This is a genomic window from Methylomonas sp. Uni0011, assembly GCF_056850255.1.
On record NZ_JBVVNO010000011.1, the window covers coordinates 77,399 to 96,627 of the forward strand.

The window sequence follows — 19,229 nt, forward strand, 5'->3', positions numbered from 1 at the left end:
TTGCGATTAGAATCATCGGCTTACTTCCATCCACCGTTGAAGGCCCACTATGAGCTTAGCAGCCAATTTAATCCGATTCGCCATCAAAATAACGCCCAACTCGCTGATCGTTTGGGTCGCCAACCACGTCATGAAAGGCATCGCCGAATTGACCCAGTTCAATTTCGATCTGGATGCGCGCAAGGTCTATGTGCAAAGCCGCTTGTACGGCGAGGATTTCACGATAGACGTGGTATTGGAGGATTTTGCCGTGTTTAACGACGGCGAAAGCTACCGTTTCATTCTGCACCACGCCCATTCCGACCGCCCCTGGTTGCAGAACATCCTGGCCAAATTCGTCGGCAAGGCCTGGAAAATTCCGGCCATACCGGGCCTTACCAAGCCCTTGGCATTGGCCGCAGAAGTATTCGCAGCCCAAGCGCCGGCATTGCAATTGATAGAAGGTGAAGCTTCCGCCGAGTAATCCCCAACTCCCCGCCGCCAGACTCGACTGGCGGCGTTGCCAAACCAATCTATCGCCCCGGCTAAAGACTATTCTCTTGATGCCCTTCCGGTTACTAAAGGCGTCGACAGCCGGCAGCCTCCGGCTTCGACACGCCCAATCCGAACGGAATACCGGTCAAAAACAGGGTGGGTTATAACTGCGAACGGCAAACCGGCCGATCCCGTCCCATCTGATTCGCCCTCTCCCGGCCAACCGCTTTAGTCGACGACGCTTGCCGGCATACCCGCCTACCACGCTTTGCTGTCGCCATCAAGCCAGCCATTTCACCCGCTCCGTATTCGCTAGTCCATCGCATTGCGAATAGTCCGATAGGACAATTGAACCTGCAAATTATTAGTGTTTGACAATCGTCAAATCAGGACTACTATAAGCCCGCACAGTTCGTCGGATTGGGCTTTTGTCAAGGGGGGAAACGTGAATAACATCGCTTGGCTCAAAAAAATTTTCCAGCTTCTGCTGGCTTGCTTCACACTAACTCTTGCCGTAAACCCGCAGAGTTATGCGGATAGCGGCATCAATACCGGATCGATGAATACGCTGGGCCAAGCCGGTGTCGCCAGTTCCGGCCAACTTGCGGTATTTCAAGCCATCAGCTCGCAGTGCGGCGGCCCTATCACTACGCTGCAGGCGCTTTGCGGCTCAAATTCGGGCGTTGCCCTACAACAGCTGTCACCGCAAGCGGCGCTGCAAGCAGACTCGATTGCAATCACGTCACCGTACGATTTCGTCAAAAAAATCAATACTCGCTTGCAACGCCTTAACGATTGCGACGCGGCCGATAAAACCGCCAAAGACCGGGAAGATTGTCGAAAACGCGGCGGCGGCAGCGGCGATGCCAGTTACATAGGGCCATTCGGCATCTCGATTAGCGGCGGCGGCGGCTTCGGCGACCGCAACAATGTCCGCGGTCAAACCGGTTTCGACGTCAACACCCAACATGCCAACGCCATTCTGGATTACCGCTTCGACAAGCAATTTGCCGGCGGCCTTTCTCTGGGCTATCTGCATTCCGACCGCGATTTGAATTTCAATAGCGGTTATCTGAACTCCGACGCCTACCGAGTAGCTCCGTTTCTGGTTTACTCTCCTTCCTCGCAAAGCTATGTCAGCGTTCTGGCAGGCTACAGCCGGCTGGAATTCGACTCCTTGCGCTCAGTCAACGCATCCCTTGCCAACAACGTAACCATCGGTAACGCCTCAGCCAGCTATGGTGCCTACCAGTTTTTCACCAGTCTCGGGGCCGGCTACATAGAGCAAATGGAATGGTTCAATTTACGGGGCTTCGTTCGCGGCGACTACAGCCACACCGAAATCGACGGATATACCGAACAAGGAGCGGCCGTAGTAGATGGCGGCGGCGCGCTAAGGGGCTCTGCTCCCATCCAAATGAACGGCCAAGCGATCGACTCGTTCACAACCACGGTCGGCGCCGAACTCAGCCGCGCCTTCAGCGTGCCCAGCTTATATACCGTATTCATCCCCCGTTTTCGGGCCGAATGGGTCCACGAATTCGAAAACCGGAGCCGGCAAATCAATGCCTCGCTGGCCGGGACCGTTCTGAACCCAATTACGACCGGAGCGCCCGAACGCAACTGGGTCAATCTGGCCACCGGCGTGCAGATGCTGTTGCCGCAAAACATTACCGCCTTCGTCGATTACGAAGCGTTACTGATCGAAAACGGCAGCAACCAGATCGTTTCCGGCGGAGTAAAGATTCAATTTTGAGCTAGGCCCATTAACGCAAAGCTGAGTCGAGGCCGACCTTTCCGAAAAGACCTCGATCGTCCCGACCATAACAAACGGCCGCTAACGGATCGGATATCCGGCAAACCAGTACCGGCCACTAAATAAAGCATCAACGCTAGAGGGGGAATCATGCGCAACAAAGCCATTCTGAGAACGGCACGCCAGCCGGCGTCCGATCGCGCCCAACCAAACCGTTGCAGTCCGGCAAAGCCGCAGTCATTCGCCCGGCCGGAATTGCGACGGACGGCAATCGCCAAAGCCCTGCTACCGTTTGCCCTGATTTCATGTCTCGCCGCTTGCACCACGCTGACGCAGGAATGGGCCGAAGACGAAGAAAAAATCACGGCCGGTATTTTTCTGGAACCCGACGAGCGGGCGGTATTGCCGCCCGGCATGGAACTCAGGCCGATTTACGACAAGGGCCTGGACCTGACCAAATTCATGGAAGGCTTCAGAAGCCTGCCCTACCACGACGTGGCCTACTTCTGCACCATCGGTTACGGCCATCTGATCAAGCAAGCCCGCTGCAACGGCACCGAACCGGCCGAGTTCCGCAACGGCATCAGCGAACCGCGCGGCGGCGAGCTATTGGTGTCCGACATGGAACGCGCCCAAATCGCGGTACTGACCAAAACCAAAGTGCCTTTGACTGACGGCCAATACGCCGCGCTATGCGATTTCGTCTACAACGTCGGCACCGGCAACTTCGCCAAGTCCAGCCTGTTGTCGGTGGTCAACAAGCAACAATTCGACCGGGTTCCGGCCCAATTCCGCCGATGGAGCAAAGCCAACGGCCGGGTCATCAAGGGCTTGAAAATCCGCAACGAAAAACGGATCGATCTGTTTTTCGACGGGATCGGCGTCCCCCGCGCGGTCCCGGAAGCCGAGGCGGAATTGCCTGAAATCGATATTCGCTTGGGCGAAACCGGGCGATAACCGAACTTTTCATTCAGAGGCAGCAATGCCCAGCGATCACGCACCTTAGGAGAACCCCATGGCAAGCACCCATTTCAAATGGCTGATATTGGCAATCGTTACCGCGTTGGCAGGCTGCGACCTGTTCCCGTCCTGGATCAACGTCACGGTAAATTTCAGCGATGCCAAATCCATCAAACCCGACGATCCGGTCGAATTCAACGGCGCCGTGATCGGCAAAGTCACCGGCTTAACCCCCATCAGCAGCGGCGTCACGATTGCGCTGGCGCTGGAAAAAGCCAAAGCCGCACCGGTACAAGCCAACGCCCGGGCCGCAATCGCCGTCGAGCCGCCGCCGGCCAAAATCGTTATCACTAATCCGCCGGAATCCGCGCCGCCCTTAGCGGACGGCGGCGTGCTGACGGCGTTGGAACCCAAATCCGGATTCGGCGCGATTTTGGGCGCCATTTCCGATATGAAACAGGCGGTCAGCGAGGCCGCCAAAAACCTCGGCGACTATTTCAAAGACGCCAACCAGGAATGGGCGGATTCGAAACAGAAAATGAACGAATCGCTGGCGGCATGGCAGCAGGATGCCCAATCCACCGAAACCGAAATCCGCGACCGCTACCAAAAACTGGTACAGGAAATGGAAGCGATCCGCGGCGAAGCCGGCGAACAAAGCAAACAGATTTTTCAAGATTACGACGAGATCGAGAAAGCATTGCTGGCCAAACAACAGGCGCTCAGAGACCAGGGCCAAGCCAAAGCCGCCGAAGCGCTGCAAACCTTCCGCGACGAACTTAAACACAATGTCGACAAGCTGAAATAAAACAGCGCCGGGCTAAGGCCCGGCAAAGTCTCCGACCACAGCTTTCGCCGGGAGTCGAAACCATGAAACGCTCCAACCGCCTCGCGCTAGAGATTTGTTGCAGCCTGCTGGGTTTTTATCTGGCAGCGGCCAGCCCATGCTTTGCCGCGATTCAACAAATTCCGGGCTGCGCCATCGAACAAACCACCGAATCCGGCGGGGTCAGAAAGCTGGCTTTGGTCGTCGGCGTCGGCCAATACATCTCGGACAAAGTCCCGGATCTGGCCGGCCCGCCGGCAGACGCGCGCCGGATGCAGGAAATATTGTCCGGCAAGAACGGTTACGGCTTTCCGAGAGAAAACGTCTGCATGCTGCTGGACGACCAGGCCACCGTACAAAATCTGCAGGCAGCGTTCGACAGCTTTTTGTTGCCGCGCTTGAAAGAAAAGGACATCGTCGTGTTCTACTACGCCGGCCACGGCTCGCAAACTGTCGATAAAAACGGCGACGAACCCGACGGCCAGGACGAAACCCTGGTATTGCACGATTCGCGTACCGAGCAAAACGGCGCCAAAATCGGCGATTTTACTGACGACCGCTTGAACGGCCTGTTGGCCAAACTCTATAAAAAGAGCGACAACGTCACCGTCATCCTCGACTCCTGTAATTCCGGCACCGCGACCCGCGGCGACCGGGAAACCATGGTCGCCCGCTTCGTCGAACCGGCCCCGGATCAAGCCGACGCTCCGCAAACCGAAGGCGTCGGCGACGGAGCCGGCGATTTAGCGCCGGAATCGATGCCGAATCTGATTGCGCTGACCGCGGCCAGCGACGGCACCAGCGCCCTGGAACAAGCCGGTCGCGGCATATTTACCGACGCCTTGTTGCAAGTGCTCGGCCAAGGCAGCAACCAAGCCCTGACTTACGCCCAGGCCGCCCGGCAAATTCCGGCCCTGGTCGCCGCCCGCAGTTACCAAATCCCCTATTTCCAAGGCAAGCTGGACCGGCCGGTATTCGGCAATAGTCTGCGTACGGCGCCGGTGGCCTGGGAAGTCACCGAATTGGGGCCACCGCTGAAACTGGCCGGTCCGCCGTTACCGGGACTGGGCGCCGGCGCCGAACTCCGTATTTACGACGGCGCGCTGAGCGGAGCGGATACCCGCGATCCGGCCAAGGCCAAAGCCAGCGTGGCAATCGACACCATGACCGGCCTGACGGCGACGGCCAATATCGTCGGCAAAAATGCGTCGGCGACCGCGCTGGCGGTCGGCGACATTGCCGTGCCGGTACGACCGGCCGACGACTACGTCCGCATCAATGTCAGGATCAAACCCGAATCCGAACCCGGCGGCGTGCCGCCGGACCGCGCCGCCGCGATCAAACAGGCGATCGCCGACGATCCGGATGCGAAAACCTTACTCAACGTCGGCGACGGCCCCGGCGACTTCGAATTAAGCCTGACCTCCGACGGCTTATTGCAACTGAAAGGCCCGGAAAACCGGGTGCGCAACGTCTTCGGCCAGGATAGCGACGCCGCCCACAACTTGTGGCAGCACGCCCGCCAAAAAGGTTTGCTGCAATTGCGCGGCGAAGGCGGTAGCGAGTTTAGCGATAACCAGAGCCTGCAAGTCGAAGTCATACCCTCTTCCAGACAAGACGACTGCGCCAAAGGCGTGTGGGAAGCAGCCGCGCCGAATGCCGACCAGGTCATGCCCTTATGCCACCGCTGGAACGTCAAAGTCACGCTGGACAAGAACGCACCAGCGCCGCTGCTGGTCGGCGGCGTGGTGCTGTCCACCGACGGCAGCAGCTTCGGCTTCCCGGCCGACGGCCGCCGCGAACTACTGAAACCGGGTGAATCGACCACCTTCAGCGCCGCCGGCGAGACCTTTCGCGCCGGTTTGCCTTTGGATGTTTGGGACCAACTGATCGTGTTCGGCACCAAGGAAAAAAATCCGGTGCGCTGGGATTTGCTGACGCAAAGCGCCCGCACCCGCGCGGCCGACCCGGCCAAAACCGGTTTGTATCGGGCATTGGACCGCTATCTGACCGGCACCCGCGGCCAGATGCAAGACAGCGACAGTGCGGAAGACACTACCTGGACCTTGAGCAAAATCAAATTACGGGTCGAGGCCAATTCCCGCTTTCAAAAAGCCGGCGACCGCGGACTCGCCGGGTTCAGCCAGACCCGCGAATTCACCATCCCGCATTTCGATATCCGCCCCTATCTGCCCGACGACCGCGACACGGCACTCTACAAAGTATTGCAAAAAGCCGATTGGCTGGCGCAAGCCGCGGCCGGCGACGGTTTCGGCTACAAAGGCCACGCCTGGAACGCCGCGTCCGATCTGGACAATTTAAAACGCGGCATCGATTGTTCGCGGGCGATCTGGTTTGCCTTTACCCGCGCCGGCCTGCCCTACAACGCCGGCGACAAATACCTGAACACGGCCGACATGGTCAAAACCGACAGCCCGCTGGCGCAGCATTTCGAACGTTGCGACAGCGCACCGCCGCAAACCGGCGACCTGTTGGTGTACCGCGATCCGAAACGCGGCGACGGCCACGTGGTGATGGTGGTCGACCCGCTGAAGCGGATCGCCTGGGGTTCGCACGGTTACGACGGCAACGCCAAAGAACTGAAAGTCAAACCCGATATCGGCGTCGAATACCAATTGATCAAATACAAAAAGGATTGGGAACGCTGGGACCGAAAAACCATGCGCCAAAAAGCCTGCTGGCGTTACCGGCAATTCGGCGAAGAAACCCGCAGCGCCCGCGGCCTGCCCGGCGTCAAAGCCCTGGCCAAGGCTTGCGACATCAAAAGCCGCTGCGGCAACTGACCGGAACCGAGCCATGAGCCCCGATTCTCTCTATCTCGACCGACGCACCTTTCTGAAATACGCGGCCCTAGTGGCCGCCTATGCCGGAAAAATCGGAGTCTCGGGCTGGTCAGAAGCCTATGCCGCCGAACTTGCCGGCGCCGACTCGTTGCCGCTGGCATCTATCGTCTACGCCGAATTCAAAGACGATTTCGCCCAAGCCCGGACCAAGGCGGAGACTCAAACCGCAGCCGCCCGAACCGCAGCAAATCCGGAACGGTTGGCCGATGCGCTGCTGGGTTTGGGCGTCGTCCGCTTAATGCAAGGCGAAGCGGCCGCTGCCGCCGGCCATTTCCGCGAGATCGAAACCTTGGTGCCGGCCGATTCGCTGCGCCAACTGCGGGCGACCAGCTTTACCGAGATGGCCGCTTACCAGCAATTCAACCATTTTCCGAACGAAAGCGGCGGCAGCGTCTCCGACATGGAATCAGGGCAAACCCAGCGTTTCATGGCACTGCTGGCGGAAACCGGCAAACGTAAGTCGGCATTGCGCACCCAAGTCTCGGCAGCGCAAGCGCTCCAGGAAAATGCCTTCGTCGGCGAAGAGCTGGACGGCATCAAATCGCTGCAGTCGGCGCTGGATTCGGCGGCCACGCTACCGATGACCCCGCAACAACGCACGCAATTGCTGAACCAGGTATTGACGATGCTGACGCCGGACAGCCAAACGGGCTACCCGCCGGCATGGCAAGCCGTGGTGTTGCGTAACCGGGCCGATCTCTACCGCCGCGGCGGCGACCCGCAAACCGCGCTGGTTTATTGGCAGCAAGCCAAACAACTTTATCTGCAAATCGGCGACAAAGCCGGTGCCGGCGCCTGCTGGCTAGCGGAAGGCGACGCCTACGCCGCGCCGTTATCGTCGCCGCTGGTATTCAATACCGCGCTGAACCCGCCGCCCAACGCCGACAGCAGTTTGTCTTCGCAAGCGATGGAACGCGAGTTGGACCGCTCCGCCGTCGATATCCGGCGAGCGACTGATGCCTACGCCCAAGCCGCGGCACTATTCGCGGCGGCCGGCGACTGCCCGCGCGGCGAAGCGGCAGTTAGCTTGCGCCATGCCTATTTGGCGGCGTTGGCAAACGACACTGCCGCAGCGTTGGCCAAAGCGAGCAGCGCCCGAGAGCAGTTCCAAGCTGCCGGCGACGGTTACGGTTACCGGACCGCCGCCGCGCATGTCGCGTTGCTGAAAGTCGCCGACGGCCAAGTGCCGGAACCGCGCGAGATCGCCGCCGGCATCGGCGAGTGGGGCAAAACCGCCGGCTCGTTCAGTTATGGATTGGGTCTGGGATTCCTGCACAGCCGCCTCGGCTGGCACTGGCTGTTGCGCGATGCCGATTTCGAGCGGGCGCTGGCCTGTTTCCGTCTGGCGGAATCGCTGTATACCGGCCTGGGTTCGACGCCGCGGCGGGTGCAAAGCCTGATGGACCAGGGCTATCTGCTGCGTAAGCTGGGCGAGCGCGACGCCGCCATCGTCCACCTGCAACAGGCGGTCGAATTGCAATCGGCAGCCCAAAACTCGGCCAAGCTCGACGCCAACGCGCCGCTGCGGCTGCTGTTGTCGCTGCACGGTCTGTGGCAGGCCTATCTGGACGCTATGGACGCCGACAATATGGAGACCATCGCCGGCAAACTGCAAACCCAACTCGATTGGTTGAAGACTCACCCGATTAGCGACAATACCGGCGCCGGCTCCTTGGTGACGCAACTGGCGCAGGAGGCCATCGAATACACCGCCGTCAATGCCCCGTGTTACCGGGCGCTGGCCGCACGCAATGCCGGCGATCGCACGGAAGCGGAGCGGCAATTTGCCATTGCACTGGCGGCAGCCGACAAAACGGCTCAACACCACCGCGACTTTCAGTTGGCGATCGTACACGCCCAACGCAAAGACTACCCTGCCGCCGCCGCAGCCTATCGCCGCTATCAGCCAAAACAAATCGGCGCATCGCCGTTACTTAGCGGCATCGAAGCGCTGGCAGCGCAGATCGGCGGCGAAGCAATCCAGGCCGGCATCCAACAACAATGGCGCAATAGCCAGCAGCAGGCGGCGCTGTTCTTCTGCATGATCAAGGCCTATGCCGATTCGGCCAACCATCTCGGCCAATTGGAAAGCCGCTTCGGTAAAGATTGGTGGCAAAGCGAAGACAAGCCCTGGGAGAGTCTGCAAACCTACGGCGAAGTCGCCGAAGGCCTGGAAAATTTAACCCAGGCGGCCGAGTACTATGCCAAAGCGCTGGATGCGTTCGAACGTTCCCGGCAATTGCTGCGGCGGGACAACTTCAAGACCGCCTTATCGTCCGCCTCCAGCTCGCAATACCTGTATTTTTTGCCGGCCAGAAACGCGTTGAAATTGGCGGCATCGCAACCGGCGTCAGCAGCCAGCCACCGGCAAACCGCCTACCACTATGCCGAGCGCGGCAAAGCCCGCGCGCTGTTGGACCTGATGGCTAACGGCGCCAATCGGCCCGAGCGTAACGCAGATGAAAGCGTCCGCCGCTGGCTGCAAGATACGGCCAAGCTGGCGACCTGGGGCAGCCTATTGGCTGGCGAGCGCGGCGCGCAATCGCCGGATGCCGGCCGGATTGCCTATCTGGAACAAAAGATTGCCGCCGCCGAAACTCAATTGCGCCAGACCGAAACCCAACTGGCCGCAGCAAATCCCAGCTTCTACCGCTCCGTCAATCGCCAGGCGCCGATCGCCGACGTCGGCCAAATTGCCGGCCTGCTGCCGGCCGGCACGGCTTTGCTGCAATACGCCTTTCTCGGTGAAGACCTGCTGACCTGGGCAATCGACAGTCAAGGTCTGATTACGGCAGGGCGGCAGAACATCGACGCCAAGCAACTGGACCGCCAAGTACGCGATTTCCATACCGCCTGCGAACGCCGCGGCGACTACCGCCAAACCGGCGATCAGCTCAGCGCATGGTTGCTGAAACCGTTTGCCGACGTCCTCGCTACGCACAATCGCCTGCTCATCGTACCCTACGGTTCGACCCACGGCCTACCGTTCCATGCCTTACCTTGGCAAGGCCGGCCGCTGATCGCCGGCCACAGCGTGTCCTATCTGCCCAGCGCCAGCATTCTGCAGTTTCTCGCCAAGCCCGATAACGGCACTAAACCGAAGGTGTTGGCAGTCGGCAATCCGGCCAAGATGGCCTACCAAGCGCCGTTTGCCGAGCATGCAGTAGCCCAACCGGCGCTGCCGGCCGCCGAAACCGAAGCCGCCCACATTGCCCAGTTAAACGATAACAGCCTCGTCTTGACCGGGTCGGCGGCGACGGTAGCGGCGGTAAGGAAGGCGTTACCGGATTTCAATGTGCTGCACTTTGCCACCCACGGCGTACTGGCGGAAAACGCGCCGCTGTTGTCGTCGATTCTGCTGGCCGACGGCGGCGCGTTGACCGTACAGGACTTGATCGGGCTGCGTTTGAACGCCGATTTGGTGGTGTTGAGTGCCTGTCGCACCGGCCAAGGCAAAGCCGCCGGCGGCGACGATGTGTTGGGCTTCAGCCGCGGTTTGCTGGCGGCCGGCGCCCGCGCCGCGATCGTCAGCCTCTGGCCGGTGGACGATTTGGCGACCAGCCTGCTGATGGCCGAGTTTTACCGGCACCTGCAGGCCGGCGAGACACCGGGCTCGGCGCTGCAGGCAGCACAGCTTCATTTACAAACCCTCAGTCCGGATGCGATCAAATCCGGCCGGCGCGAGGCGTTAAACAGCCGCGGCGTATCGGTGGATAGCGACGCCGCGCCGGCCGATTACCGGCACCCGTACTACTGGGCCCCCTTCGTGCTGGTGGGCTGAAACGGACCTCGGCGGATTTAGGAGAATTGAATATGCAACGGCAAAGCCAGCCTCCAATGACGACACCCTTTGCGGCAAGCGCAATCGGCCGCTTCGCTGTCTGGCTCGGCTGCGTTTTGCTGCTGGCCGGCTGCGCCGGCGGCATGTCGCGCTCGGGCGGCATGCAATTGGCCGGCTGCCCGGTCAACGGCAGCCGGGTCGGCGACCCGGCGGAAGGCAGCAACCGCAGCGCCGAGGAACGGATGATCGTCGATTGCCAACTGCCCGGACTGCACATCGAAGTCGGAACCGGCATTTTCTATACCACGCCGCCGCGCCCGGCCCGTACCAGTTTATGGCAATGCCGGGCTAGCGGCGGCCAGCATGTAGCCTTCGACGCCGCCAATTTGCAGCAGGTCGCCAACGTCTGGAAAGAATGCGCGGAAGCCGGCGATAAGATTGCCCAAACCTATCTCGGCGAGTTCTACGAACGCGCCGCCGATTACACCAATGCTGCCGTTTGGTACCGCAAAGCCGCCGAGCAGGACTATTCCCGCGCCCAGGCCAACCTGGGATTTTTACTGGAAAAAGGGCTGGGTACCGGCAAAGACCCCAATGCATCGATGGAATGGTATCGCAAAGCCGCCGGTTTACCGGCTCAAGCTCCGCCGACAAAGGACAATGCCGAAACGGCCAAATTGCGTAATGAACTGGCCCAGACGAATCTGTTACTGGTTAACGCTCAAGCCGGCTTGAAGCAGCAGATGGCCGAGAAGGAAGCTCTGTCTTCGCAAATCAAACAAACAAGGCCTGTGCTGGCCAATCAGGCCGAACAGCAGCGCAACCGGCAATTGCAGCAACGGATTACCGAATTGGAGCAAAAAGCCAAATCTGATCAAAACACCATCGCCGACCTACAAAACAAGATCGCCCAAACCGAAACCCAATTGCGCGGCCAAGGCATGGAAACCGAAACGATCGCCGCGCCCGCCGTCGGCCGCTATTTTGCGCTGGTGATCGGCATAGACGATTACACCGCGATGAATCAACTGCAAACCCCGGTCAACGACGCCAAAGCGGTGGCCGAATTGCTGCGCGCCAAATTCGGCTTTACCTCGATCACGCTGCTGCTGAATCAAGAGGCTACCCGCTCGCGAATCTGGCAGGCGATTTTCGACTTGCGCCAGCAAACGACCGAGAACGACAACCTGCTGATTTATTACGCCGGTCACGGCCAGGAAGAAAACACGGCGGGGTTCTGGCTGCCGATCGATGCCGACAAGCCGCCGCGCAGCGATACCTGGATCAGCGATTACGAAATTGCCCGCAACACCGCGCCGCAAGTGATGCACGCCAGACACGTACTAATCGTGGCCGACTCCTGTTTTTCCGGATCGTTACGCAATACCGCCTTGATGTCGACCCCGCAATTGACCGCCGCGACCGGCCAGCCCGGTTCGATTGTTGCGCTGAAATCGTCGCTGATTTCGCGCAAATACCTGACCTCCGGCGGCGACGAACCGGTGTTGGACAAGGGCCGCGGCAAACATTCGGTGTTCGCCGCGGCATTCATCGACTTCTTGAAAAATTACAAAAAACCGGACCCGATCTCGGCCGATGCTATTCACGACCAGATCGAAGAAACGGTTTACGACCAGTCTTCCCAGCTCGGCCATCCGCAACGGCCGTTGTACGGCCCGATTCAGGGCGCCGGCGACACCGCCGGCGAGTTTTACTTTCGACCCAGCGGACAGACGGCCGCCAACCAAGCCGAGACAAATTGGCTTAGCACCCGGTTGCTTTCTGCCGGTGAAACCGGCCTCAGTACCGGGGTTTCCGGCAATCAGTCGTACAGCCGATTCAGCGCTGCCGGCCGGGGGAGATTTTAAATGTTCGAACAAACCGACCAAAAATTATCGGCCTGGGTCGGCGCCGTCGCCGCCGGAGCCAGGATATCGTTCGAGCCGCCCGGCGTCCCGGCCGCCGAACCGACTGTCGTGTTGTACCTGCTGGATTTCAGACGTCTGACTTCATCTGCGGCCGCGCGCAGCCCGCAACCGCAATTGCTGTTGAACTATCTGATAACGGTGCAGGCCGCCGATCAAACCGCGGCACACCGATTATTGGGCACTCTGGTCGCGGCAGCCGTGCAACAAACCGAATTCGAATACGAGTTTGCGCCGCCACCGCTCGAAGTCTGGCAAGCCTTCGCCGCCAAACCGGCGCCGGCTTTTACGATCAAGGTTCCGGTAACGCTACCGCTGGCCGAACCAACGGTGCCGCGCATCAAAGCACCGCCACAGGTCAGGATGGGCCCGGTCGCGACTTTCAGCGGCCGCCTGCTCGGCCCCGGCGAGATTCCATTGGCCGACACCGACGTCGAGCTGGTGGCGGCCGGCCGTTACACCCGTACCGATGCCGCCGGAAATTTCAGCTTTGCCGGCATCGATCCGAACCAACACCGCCGCGGTTATCTGATCCGCGCCAAACGACGCGAGTTATTAGTGGAACCCGCTAATTCGACTCAAGAACCCGTAGTAATACATTTCGAGCAATTGGAGATCTGACATGGCTACCTATCTGACACCGGGCGTTTATATCGAAGAGCTCTCGACCGGATCGAATTCTATCGAAATGGTGGGATCCGAAGTCGCCGCTTTCCTGGGCGTAGCACCCGCCGCGAACAAGCACCTGAACGAAGCCTTCGCCTGCAACAACTGGCAGCAATTCGTCCGCGAATTCACGGCCGAGGACAGCGAAAGTACCGATCTGGCCCGATCGGTGTACGCCTTTTTCTGTAACGGCGGCTCGCGCTGTTATGTGGTCAATGTCGGCAAAGGCGGCTCGGTGGTCGGCGATGCCCGCAAACGCACCGGCCTGTATTGTCTGGAACCGATCGACGAAATCGCCATCGTCGCCGCACCGGGCTATACCGACAAAACCACGCAGGAAGCCCTGAAAACCTTCTGCGAGAATCGGCAGGACGTGGTGGCGATCCTCGATGCCTCGCGCGACGCGGAAAAGAACATTGACGCGCTGAAACAGATCGGCAGCGAAGAAGCCAGCGACGCCGCTGCCAAGCCGGCCGATGCGCCGGCCGTGAAAGGCTTGTTGCCGAGCGGCTCCGACCGCGGCTTCACCGCGCTCTACTTCCCCTGGGTAGTCGCCGCCGACCCGCTGAATCCGCTGCAAAAAGTGGCGACGCCACCGTCCGGTTTCATGGCCGGGATCTACGCCAAAACCGACGTCCACAAAGCGCCGGCCAACCAGGTGCTGAACGGCGCGCTGGGTTTGACCTACATGCTGACCCACCAGGAACAAGGCGAATTGAACCGGCTCGGCGTCAATTGCATCCGCTCGTTTCCGACTTCCGGAATCCGGGTGTGGGGCGCCCGCACTTTGAGTTCGCGCAGCGAGTGGCGCTACGTCAACGTCCGCCGCTTGTTCAACTCGGTGGAAGAATCGCTGGCCAAAGGCACGCTGTGGACCGTGTTCGAACCCAACGAACGCATTCTGTGGAACTCGGTGGTGCGCAACGTCTCGGCTTTTCTGACCCGATTGTGGCGTAGCGGCGCCTTGAAGGGCGCAACGCCGGAGCAGGCCTTCTTCGTCAAATGCGACGCGGAAACCAATCCGCAGGAAGTCATCGACGCCGGCCAACTGATCATCGAAATCGGCATCGCGCCGGTGAAACCGGCCGAATTCATCATCTTCCGCATCGGGCAATGGGCCGGCGCGACGCCGGTAGAACCGCAAAACGCGGCATAGATCAATCAGCGACCAAGCAACCAGGAGAACGACCATGGCAGAAGCGGAAATTTACCGAAATTATAATTTCATCCTCGAATGGGGCGGCCAGAACGGCGCCTATTTCACCGAAATCGACGGCCTCAGCATCGACGTCGAGACCATCGATTACCGAGAAGGCGGCGCCGCACCGGCGGTACGCAAACTGGAAGGCCGGGTTGCCTACGGCAACGTGGTGCTGCGTTGGGGCGTTTCCGACAATAAAGACGTCTGGAATTGGTTGATGCAATCGACGCGCGGCAAAGCCGACCGCCGGGAAATATCGATCATTTTGCTGAAGCCTTACGGTCAGGCCGAGGAAGCCACCCGCTGGAACCTGCACAACGCCTGGCCCTGCAAATGGAAAGGCGCCCGGCTGGAATCGTTGGGCCAGGGCGTGGCGATCCAGACCCTGGAAATTGCCCACGAAGGCTTGGAACAACGCTAAGCGGGAACGGCTATGGGACGTACGCTGCTGATGAACCTGGGACACTGGCTGCAAAGCTGGGGCAATCGTTTAGTCGAGCGCTACCAGCCCGTCAATCCGGCCGGCGATCTTGCCGAAGCAGAGGATGGGGCAGCGCCTGTAGCAGGCTCATCCGCCAGGGTACCGCCGCCGCACTGGGTGGATTTGGTCCAAGCCGAGGCGCCGTGGCTTTTGGAAGATTACGTTTGGCCGGAGACCGGCGCTTATCAAACCGCGACCGAGCCCAGCGCCGCGACCCGCGCCGGCCGCCCAGAAAACAAACCGGAGCCGAGCCGCCGAGCGCCAGCAGCCCCTGTTCGGGCAACGAATGCACCTGAAGCGGCAGTGGCCGCCTCGCCGTTAGCTGGCGGTCACTCCGTGCCGGAAACCACTACCGCGAGGCTCCACAGCCAAGCCCAGCCAGTGCCCTCGCCTGCCAAGCTCTGGCTGCGCCGGCACAGTAAGGTCAAGCCGACACTCCCCGGCCAAACCAGCAGCACCCGGCAGTCCGCACGGCCCAGTGCAACTATCGAACCCGGCGTTGGCCCCTCCCGGCGAGCTGAAACACCGCGCACCGACCCGCCGGCCCGACCCACGCCGATTTCAACCGAAATGGGTTCGGCAAAGCCCGCGTCGGCTGCCGCGACTCGGCGCCGGATCGAAAGCCACCCGGCGCCTGCGGCTGCATACCGCAAGCAACAGCAAACAGACCGTCATCGGTTCGAAGTGAAACCAGCGCCGCGGCCTGCCACGATCGAATCGGAATCGGCGCCGCGTACCCGGCAATTTGCCGGCCAAACCGAAGCGGCCGGCAAAGCGCACTGGCAAAATCCGCCGGCCGCTAGCCGGCGCCTGATTGCGCTGGCTCAAATACCGGCAAGGCCGCAGCAGATCGTCCCGATCCAGGGCAACGCCACCCGCTCGGCCGATCCGGCCGCAGTTTCCCGCAACCCGCTGCCCGCAACCCAGCCTTTGCTTGGCGCCGTTCCGGCCAAGCCGACGCTAGCAGCCGAGTCACAGCCGGCCGAACCGGCCAAACCGGAAAACTGGCAGCGGCAAAACTGGCCGCAATTACCCGACGAATCGGCGGACCAATTCGCGCAACGCTGCCAACGCTGGCCGGAACTGCCGGATCAATTTTCGGAAACCGGCGCCCAAACCCAGCGCCCAGCCGAGCCGATGGCCCGCGAACTGGAACGTAACCGCCGGCTGGCGCAGGAACAAAGGGGGCTGGCATGGAACGAGTAGCCTTCGTACTGGAACACAGCGGCGAACAATTACGCTGCCTGTTGAACCCGGAAACGCTGGTGATGCGCCGCAAAGCAGGCATCCAGCCCCGGCAGTCCTCGGCCGCGATCCTGACCGGCCACGGCCTGGCCGACGATTGCTATATCCAGACCGGCGGCGGCACTACCGTTTTGGAGCTGGATCTGCTGTTTGATATCAATATCGCCGGCTCGTCGATCGGCAGCGAAGACGTGCGCGACCTGACCCGGCCGTTCTGGAATCTGGCCGAGAACAACGCCAAAACCGGTGGCAGCGGCCAAGTCCCGGTCTGCCGTTTCGTCTGGGGCAAAAGCTGGAACATTCCCGGCGTGGTGACCGCCGTCGCCGAACGACTGGAACATTTCAACCAGGACGGCGTCCCGCAGCGTTCCTGGCTGCGGATGCGGCTGCTGCGAGTCAACGAACCGCCGATGCCGACCGACGCCGATTTTCCCGAAGCGATGGCTATCGAAAATTTCACTTACCCCGGTAACGCGCCGCTCCCGGCCGGCGGTTTGCAACACATGATTGCCGCAGCCGAAACCGAACTGGCGGAGGCCGATGCTGCCACCGAAAATAGCAGCAGCGATCGCCCCGACCTGTTGTCCTTCCAATATCTCGGCGATCCGGGCCGCTGGCGGGAGTTGTTTGCCAACACCGTCGTTGCCGACCCGTTAAACATTGCCTCCGGGACTGTGCTGGAAATCGGCCCGGCCGCCCCCTCCGCCGAGCCATAGCCATGGAAGCGCTGCTGAACCCGCCGCAACTGCAGATCGAATTGGCCGGCAAGCCGTTGGCAGCCGGCGACGCCCAATATCTGACCGAACTGCAAGTCAGCGAACGCCTGTCCTTGCCCAGCCAATGCGAACTGGCGTTTCGGGGCCTGCCGGATTTGCTCGGCGAGCTGGCCTCGGTTGCGGACGGCGCCGAGTTGATTGTTCGGACCGGTCCGGGCCGCTGCCTGTTTCACGGCAAGGTCACCGCACTGGAATACGAATTCGCGCCGGGCAACAATCTAGGCTTGCGCATCCGCGCTTACGACCGGCTACACAGCTTGCGCCAGCGCCAGGCGCCGCGCTCCTATGTCGATTTGACCGTCACCGAATTGGCCGCGACCTTGGTCGGCGATCTGGATATCGCGGTCGCAGCCGACGAAACCGGACCTATCTGGCGGCTGATCATGCAACACGAGCAATCCGATCTGGAATTGCTGGCCGAATTCGCCGAACGCGCCGGTCTGTATTTCCATTTGCGCGATTCGGTATTGCAGTTCGCCAGTCTGGCCGGCCGCCCCGGCAACGCGTTGTTAACCCTGGGCGAAAATCTATTCGAAGCCAAAATCGAAGCCAATAGCGGCAAAAGCCGGCAAGCAGTGACCAACCTGGCCTGGGACCCTTGGCAGGCCGCCGCCCGCCGCGGCCGGGCCGATACCGCCCGCTGCGGCCGCTGCTTGGCCGCCGACGCCGCTTTTCACGCCGATTCGGCGCCGGAATTCACTTCGACCGACGACAGCGTGCAGGACGACAACCAGGCCGAAGCTTACGCCCAGGCGCAACTGGACCACAGAACGGCCGCCGAAACCGTGTTTTGGGGCATCGCCGCCGGCAATCCCGAGCTGATGCCCGGTCTGGCAGTCAAGCTCGACGGCTTGCCGGGACCGGTAAACGGCCAGTACGTGCTCAGCGCGGTGACTCACCGCTTCGATAGCCGCCAGGGCTACGTCTGCGAGCTGGATTCTGCGCCACCGCCATTAAGGCCGCGCAGACGCGCCACGTTGGCCACGGTCGGCGTCGTCACCAGGGTCGACGATCCGGACGGCCTGGGCCGGGTCAAGGCCATGCTGCCCTCTTACGGCGAACTGGAAACCGACTGGATCGAAGTCGCCTGTGCCGGCGCCGGCAAAGGCAAAGGTCTGCTGCTGCTGCCGAATCTGGGCGATAAAGTGCTGTTGGCGCTGATTCGGGAAGATCCGGCCCAAGCTATCGTCATCGGCGGCTTGTACGGCGATAGCCCGCTGCCGGACGACGCCGTGGTCGATGCCGATATCGGCCGCTATTTTCTGTCCACGCCGGGTGGCCAACGCATCAGCCTGGACGACTCCGAGCGCTCGATCCGGCTGCAAACCCAATCCGGCCAACAGGTGGAACTGCAGCCGGACAAGATCCGCCTGCAACTGGATTCCGGCAGTTTTTTCGAACTGGCCGATAACGGCACCCGGCTGCATGCCGAGGCCGATCTGGAGATCGAGGCGCCGGGGCGCACCATCACGATTCGCGGCCGGGCCATTAATTTCGAGCAGAAATCATGAAACTGTTAACCGAAGACGCCACGCTGGTTTGCGCCCATGAGTTGGGTTTGGTCGGTATTGTCCCGACCCAGTCGTTTGTCACCGTCAACGGCCGCCGCCTGTTGGTCGAGACCAATCCGGAGCAACGACCGGTCGTCGGCTGCCCGAACGCCGGCCCGGCGATAAAACCCTGTACCTCGACGTTGGCGGTGAAGCACGGTTATTCGAGCTGGATCAGAATCGGCGGCAAACGGGTTTGCCTGGACACTGTGACCGGCCTGACCGACGGCACCCCGCCGGGCGCCGTGCTGTATAAAGTACGCCAGCCGGGCCAATATTTCGTGGAGGAACGCTAATGCCCAGTACAGCCAGATTCCGGGCCTGGAGTTTTGCCCACCCCGATTTTCTGCATCCCGACGCGCCGGCCGGTCTGGAAATCTCCGCCGGCGGCGGCATCCGCATGGTCAGCGAGGATTTGTCGGTACGTCAGGCGATCCTGATGCTGTTGACCACGGTGCCCGGCGAGCGGGTCATGCGTCCCGACTACGGTTGCAGTCTGGATAAACTGGCCTTCATGCCCAACGACGCCACCACTCACGGCCTGGCGATCCACTTCGTGCGCCAGGCCCTGGAACGCTGGGAACGGCGCATCGAAATCCTGAAACTGGACGCCGGCAGCAATCCCGACGACCCGACCCGAATCGACATTGTTCTGGATTACCGGGTGCGGCGGACACTAGGCCGCGACCAACTACTATTTGGCTACCCACTCGTGGCAGGTTAA

15 protein-coding genes are annotated in these 19,229 nt (G+C 61.0%); all 15 read left to right on the top strand.

Annotated elements, in window-relative coordinates; translation table 11 throughout:
• The first annotated feature begins 49 nt into the window (after nucleotides 1–49).
• The 15 genes from AC0IM9_RS13640 (at nucleotide 50) to AC0IM9_RS13710 (ending at nucleotide 19,229) form a co-directional block, all read left to right on the top strand.
• Nucleotides 50–463: a hypothetical protein gene (locus tag AC0IM9_RS13640; protein WP_482804361.1), complete on the top strand. Its 414-nt coding sequence runs from the start codon at nucleotides 50–52 to the stop codon at nucleotides 461–463.
• A gap of 456 nt (nucleotides 464–919) precedes the next feature.
• Complete coding sequence (locus AC0IM9_RS13645; RefSeq protein ID WP_482804362.1) at nucleotides 920–2,230, top strand: autotransporter outer membrane beta-barrel domain-containing protein; 1,311 nt, start codon at nucleotides 920–922, stop codon at nucleotides 2,228–2,230.
• A gap of 150 nt (nucleotides 2,231–2,380) precedes the next feature.
• Nucleotides 2,381–3,187: a lysozyme gene (locus AC0IM9_RS13650; protein WP_482804363.1), complete on the top strand. Its 807-nt coding sequence runs from the start codon at nucleotides 2,381–2,383 to the stop codon at nucleotides 3,185–3,187.
• Nucleotides 3,188–3,245: 58 nt separating this feature from the next.
• Entirely contained in the window at nucleotides 3,246–3,998 is a 753-nt protein-coding gene (locus tag AC0IM9_RS13655) for an MlaD family protein (RefSeq protein WP_482804364.1), read from the top strand.
• Between the two features lie 62 nt (nucleotides 3,999–4,060).
• Nucleotides 4,061–6,820: a caspase family protein gene (locus AC0IM9_RS13660; RefSeq protein WP_482804365.1), complete on the top strand. Its 2,760-nt coding sequence runs from the start codon at nucleotides 4,061–4,063 to the stop codon at nucleotides 6,818–6,820.
• Nucleotides 6,821–6,833: 13 nt separating this feature from the next.
• A complete protein-coding gene (locus AC0IM9_RS13665) occupies nucleotides 6,834–10,661 on the top strand; it encodes a CHAT domain-containing protein (protein ID WP_482804366.1) in 3,828 nt (1,275 codons plus the stop codon).
• 56 nt (nucleotides 10,662–10,717) lie between these two features.
• Complete coding sequence (locus tag AC0IM9_RS13670) at nucleotides 10,718–12,529, top strand: caspase family protein (protein ID WP_482804367.1); 1,812 nt, start codon at nucleotides 10,718–10,720, stop codon at nucleotides 12,527–12,529.
• Nucleotides 12,530–13,207, top strand: a complete 678-nt coding sequence (locus AC0IM9_RS13675) for a hypothetical protein (RefSeq protein WP_482804368.1) — start codon at nucleotides 12,530–12,532, stop codon at nucleotides 13,205–13,207. It begins immediately after the preceding gene.
• Between the two features lies 1 nt (nucleotide 13,208).
• Nucleotides 13,209–14,408, top strand: a complete 1,200-nt coding sequence (locus AC0IM9_RS13680; protein ID WP_140911677.1) for a phage tail sheath family protein — start codon at nucleotides 13,209–13,211, stop codon at nucleotides 14,406–14,408.
• Between the two features lie 34 nt (nucleotides 14,409–14,442).
• Entirely contained in the window at nucleotides 14,443–14,874 is a 432-nt protein-coding gene (locus AC0IM9_RS13685; protein WP_140911676.1) for a phage tail protein, read from the top strand.
• A gap of 12 nt (nucleotides 14,875–14,886) precedes the next feature.
• A complete protein-coding gene (locus tag AC0IM9_RS13690; RefSeq protein WP_482804369.1) occupies nucleotides 14,887–16,140 on the top strand; it encodes a hypothetical protein in 1,254 nt (417 codons plus the stop codon).
• Nucleotides 16,128–16,895: a CIS tube protein gene (locus AC0IM9_RS13695; protein WP_482804370.1), complete on the top strand. Its 768-nt coding sequence runs from the start codon at nucleotides 16,128–16,130 to the stop codon at nucleotides 16,893–16,895. The genes AC0IM9_RS13690 and AC0IM9_RS13695 overlap by 13 nt, the downstream gene beginning before the upstream one ends.
• A gap of 2 nt (nucleotides 16,896–16,897) precedes the next feature.
• Nucleotides 16,898–18,466, top strand: coding sequence for a phage baseplate assembly protein V (locus AC0IM9_RS13700; protein WP_482804371.1), 1,569 nt, complete (start codon nucleotides 16,898–16,900; stop codon nucleotides 18,464–18,466).
• Complete coding sequence (locus AC0IM9_RS13705) at nucleotides 18,463–18,801, top strand: hypothetical protein (RefSeq protein WP_482804372.1); 339 nt, start codon at nucleotides 18,463–18,465, stop codon at nucleotides 18,799–18,801. The genes AC0IM9_RS13700 and AC0IM9_RS13705 overlap by 4 nt, the downstream gene beginning before the upstream one ends.
• Nucleotides 18,801–19,229, top strand: coding sequence for a GPW/gp25 family protein (locus tag AC0IM9_RS13710; protein WP_256610314.1), 429 nt, complete (start codon nucleotides 18,801–18,803; stop codon nucleotides 19,227–19,229). The genes AC0IM9_RS13705 and AC0IM9_RS13710 overlap by 1 nt, the downstream gene beginning before the upstream one ends.

What these genes read in the sequence shown, in the direction of transcription:
- AC0IM9_RS13640 (WP_482804361.1), top strand. Translation starts at nt 50, where the DNA reads ATGAGCTTAGCAGCCAATTTAATCCGATTCGCCATCAAAATAACGCCC.
- AC0IM9_RS13650 (WP_482804363.1), top strand. Translation starts at nt 2,381, where the DNA reads ATGCGCAACAAAGCCATTCTGAGAACGGCACGCCAGCCGGCGTCCGAT.
- AC0IM9_RS13655 (WP_482804364.1), top strand. Translation starts at nt 3,246, where the DNA reads ATGGCAAGCACCCATTTCAAATGGCTGATATTGGCAATCGTTACCGCG.
- AC0IM9_RS13660 (WP_482804365.1), top strand. Translation starts at nt 4,061, where the DNA reads ATGAAACGCTCCAACCGCCTCGCGCTAGAGATTTGTTGCAGCCTGCTG.
- AC0IM9_RS13665 (WP_482804366.1), top strand. Translation starts at nt 6,834, where the DNA reads ATGAGCCCCGATTCTCTCTATCTCGACCGACGCACCTTTCTGAAATAC.
- AC0IM9_RS13670 (WP_482804367.1), top strand. Translation starts at nt 10,718, where the DNA reads ATGACGACACCCTTTGCGGCAAGCGCAATCGGCCGCTTCGCTGTCTGG.
- AC0IM9_RS13675 (WP_482804368.1), top strand. Translation starts at nt 12,530, where the DNA reads ATGTTCGAACAAACCGACCAAAAATTATCGGCCTGGGTCGGCGCCGTC.
- AC0IM9_RS13680 (WP_140911677.1), top strand. Translation starts at nt 13,209, where the DNA reads ATGGCTACCTATCTGACACCGGGCGTTTATATCGAAGAGCTCTCGACC.
- AC0IM9_RS13685 (WP_140911676.1), top strand. Translation starts at nt 14,443, where the DNA reads ATGGCAGAAGCGGAAATTTACCGAAATTATAATTTCATCCTCGAATGG.
- AC0IM9_RS13690 (WP_482804369.1), top strand. Translation starts at nt 14,887, where the DNA reads ATGGGACGTACGCTGCTGATGAACCTGGGACACTGGCTGCAAAGCTGG.
- AC0IM9_RS13695 (WP_482804370.1), top strand. Translation starts at nt 16,128, where the DNA reads ATGGAACGAGTAGCCTTCGTACTGGAACACAGCGGCGAACAATTACGC.
- AC0IM9_RS13700 (WP_482804371.1), top strand. Translation starts at nt 16,898, where the DNA reads ATGGAAGCGCTGCTGAACCCGCCGCAACTGCAGATCGAATTGGCCGGC.
- AC0IM9_RS13705 (WP_482804372.1), top strand. Translation starts at nt 18,463, where the DNA reads ATGAAACTGTTAACCGAAGACGCCACGCTGGTTTGCGCCCATGAGTTG.
- AC0IM9_RS13710 (WP_256610314.1), top strand. Translation starts at nt 18,801, where the DNA reads ATGCCCAGTACAGCCAGATTCCGGGCCTGGAGTTTTGCCCACCCCGAT.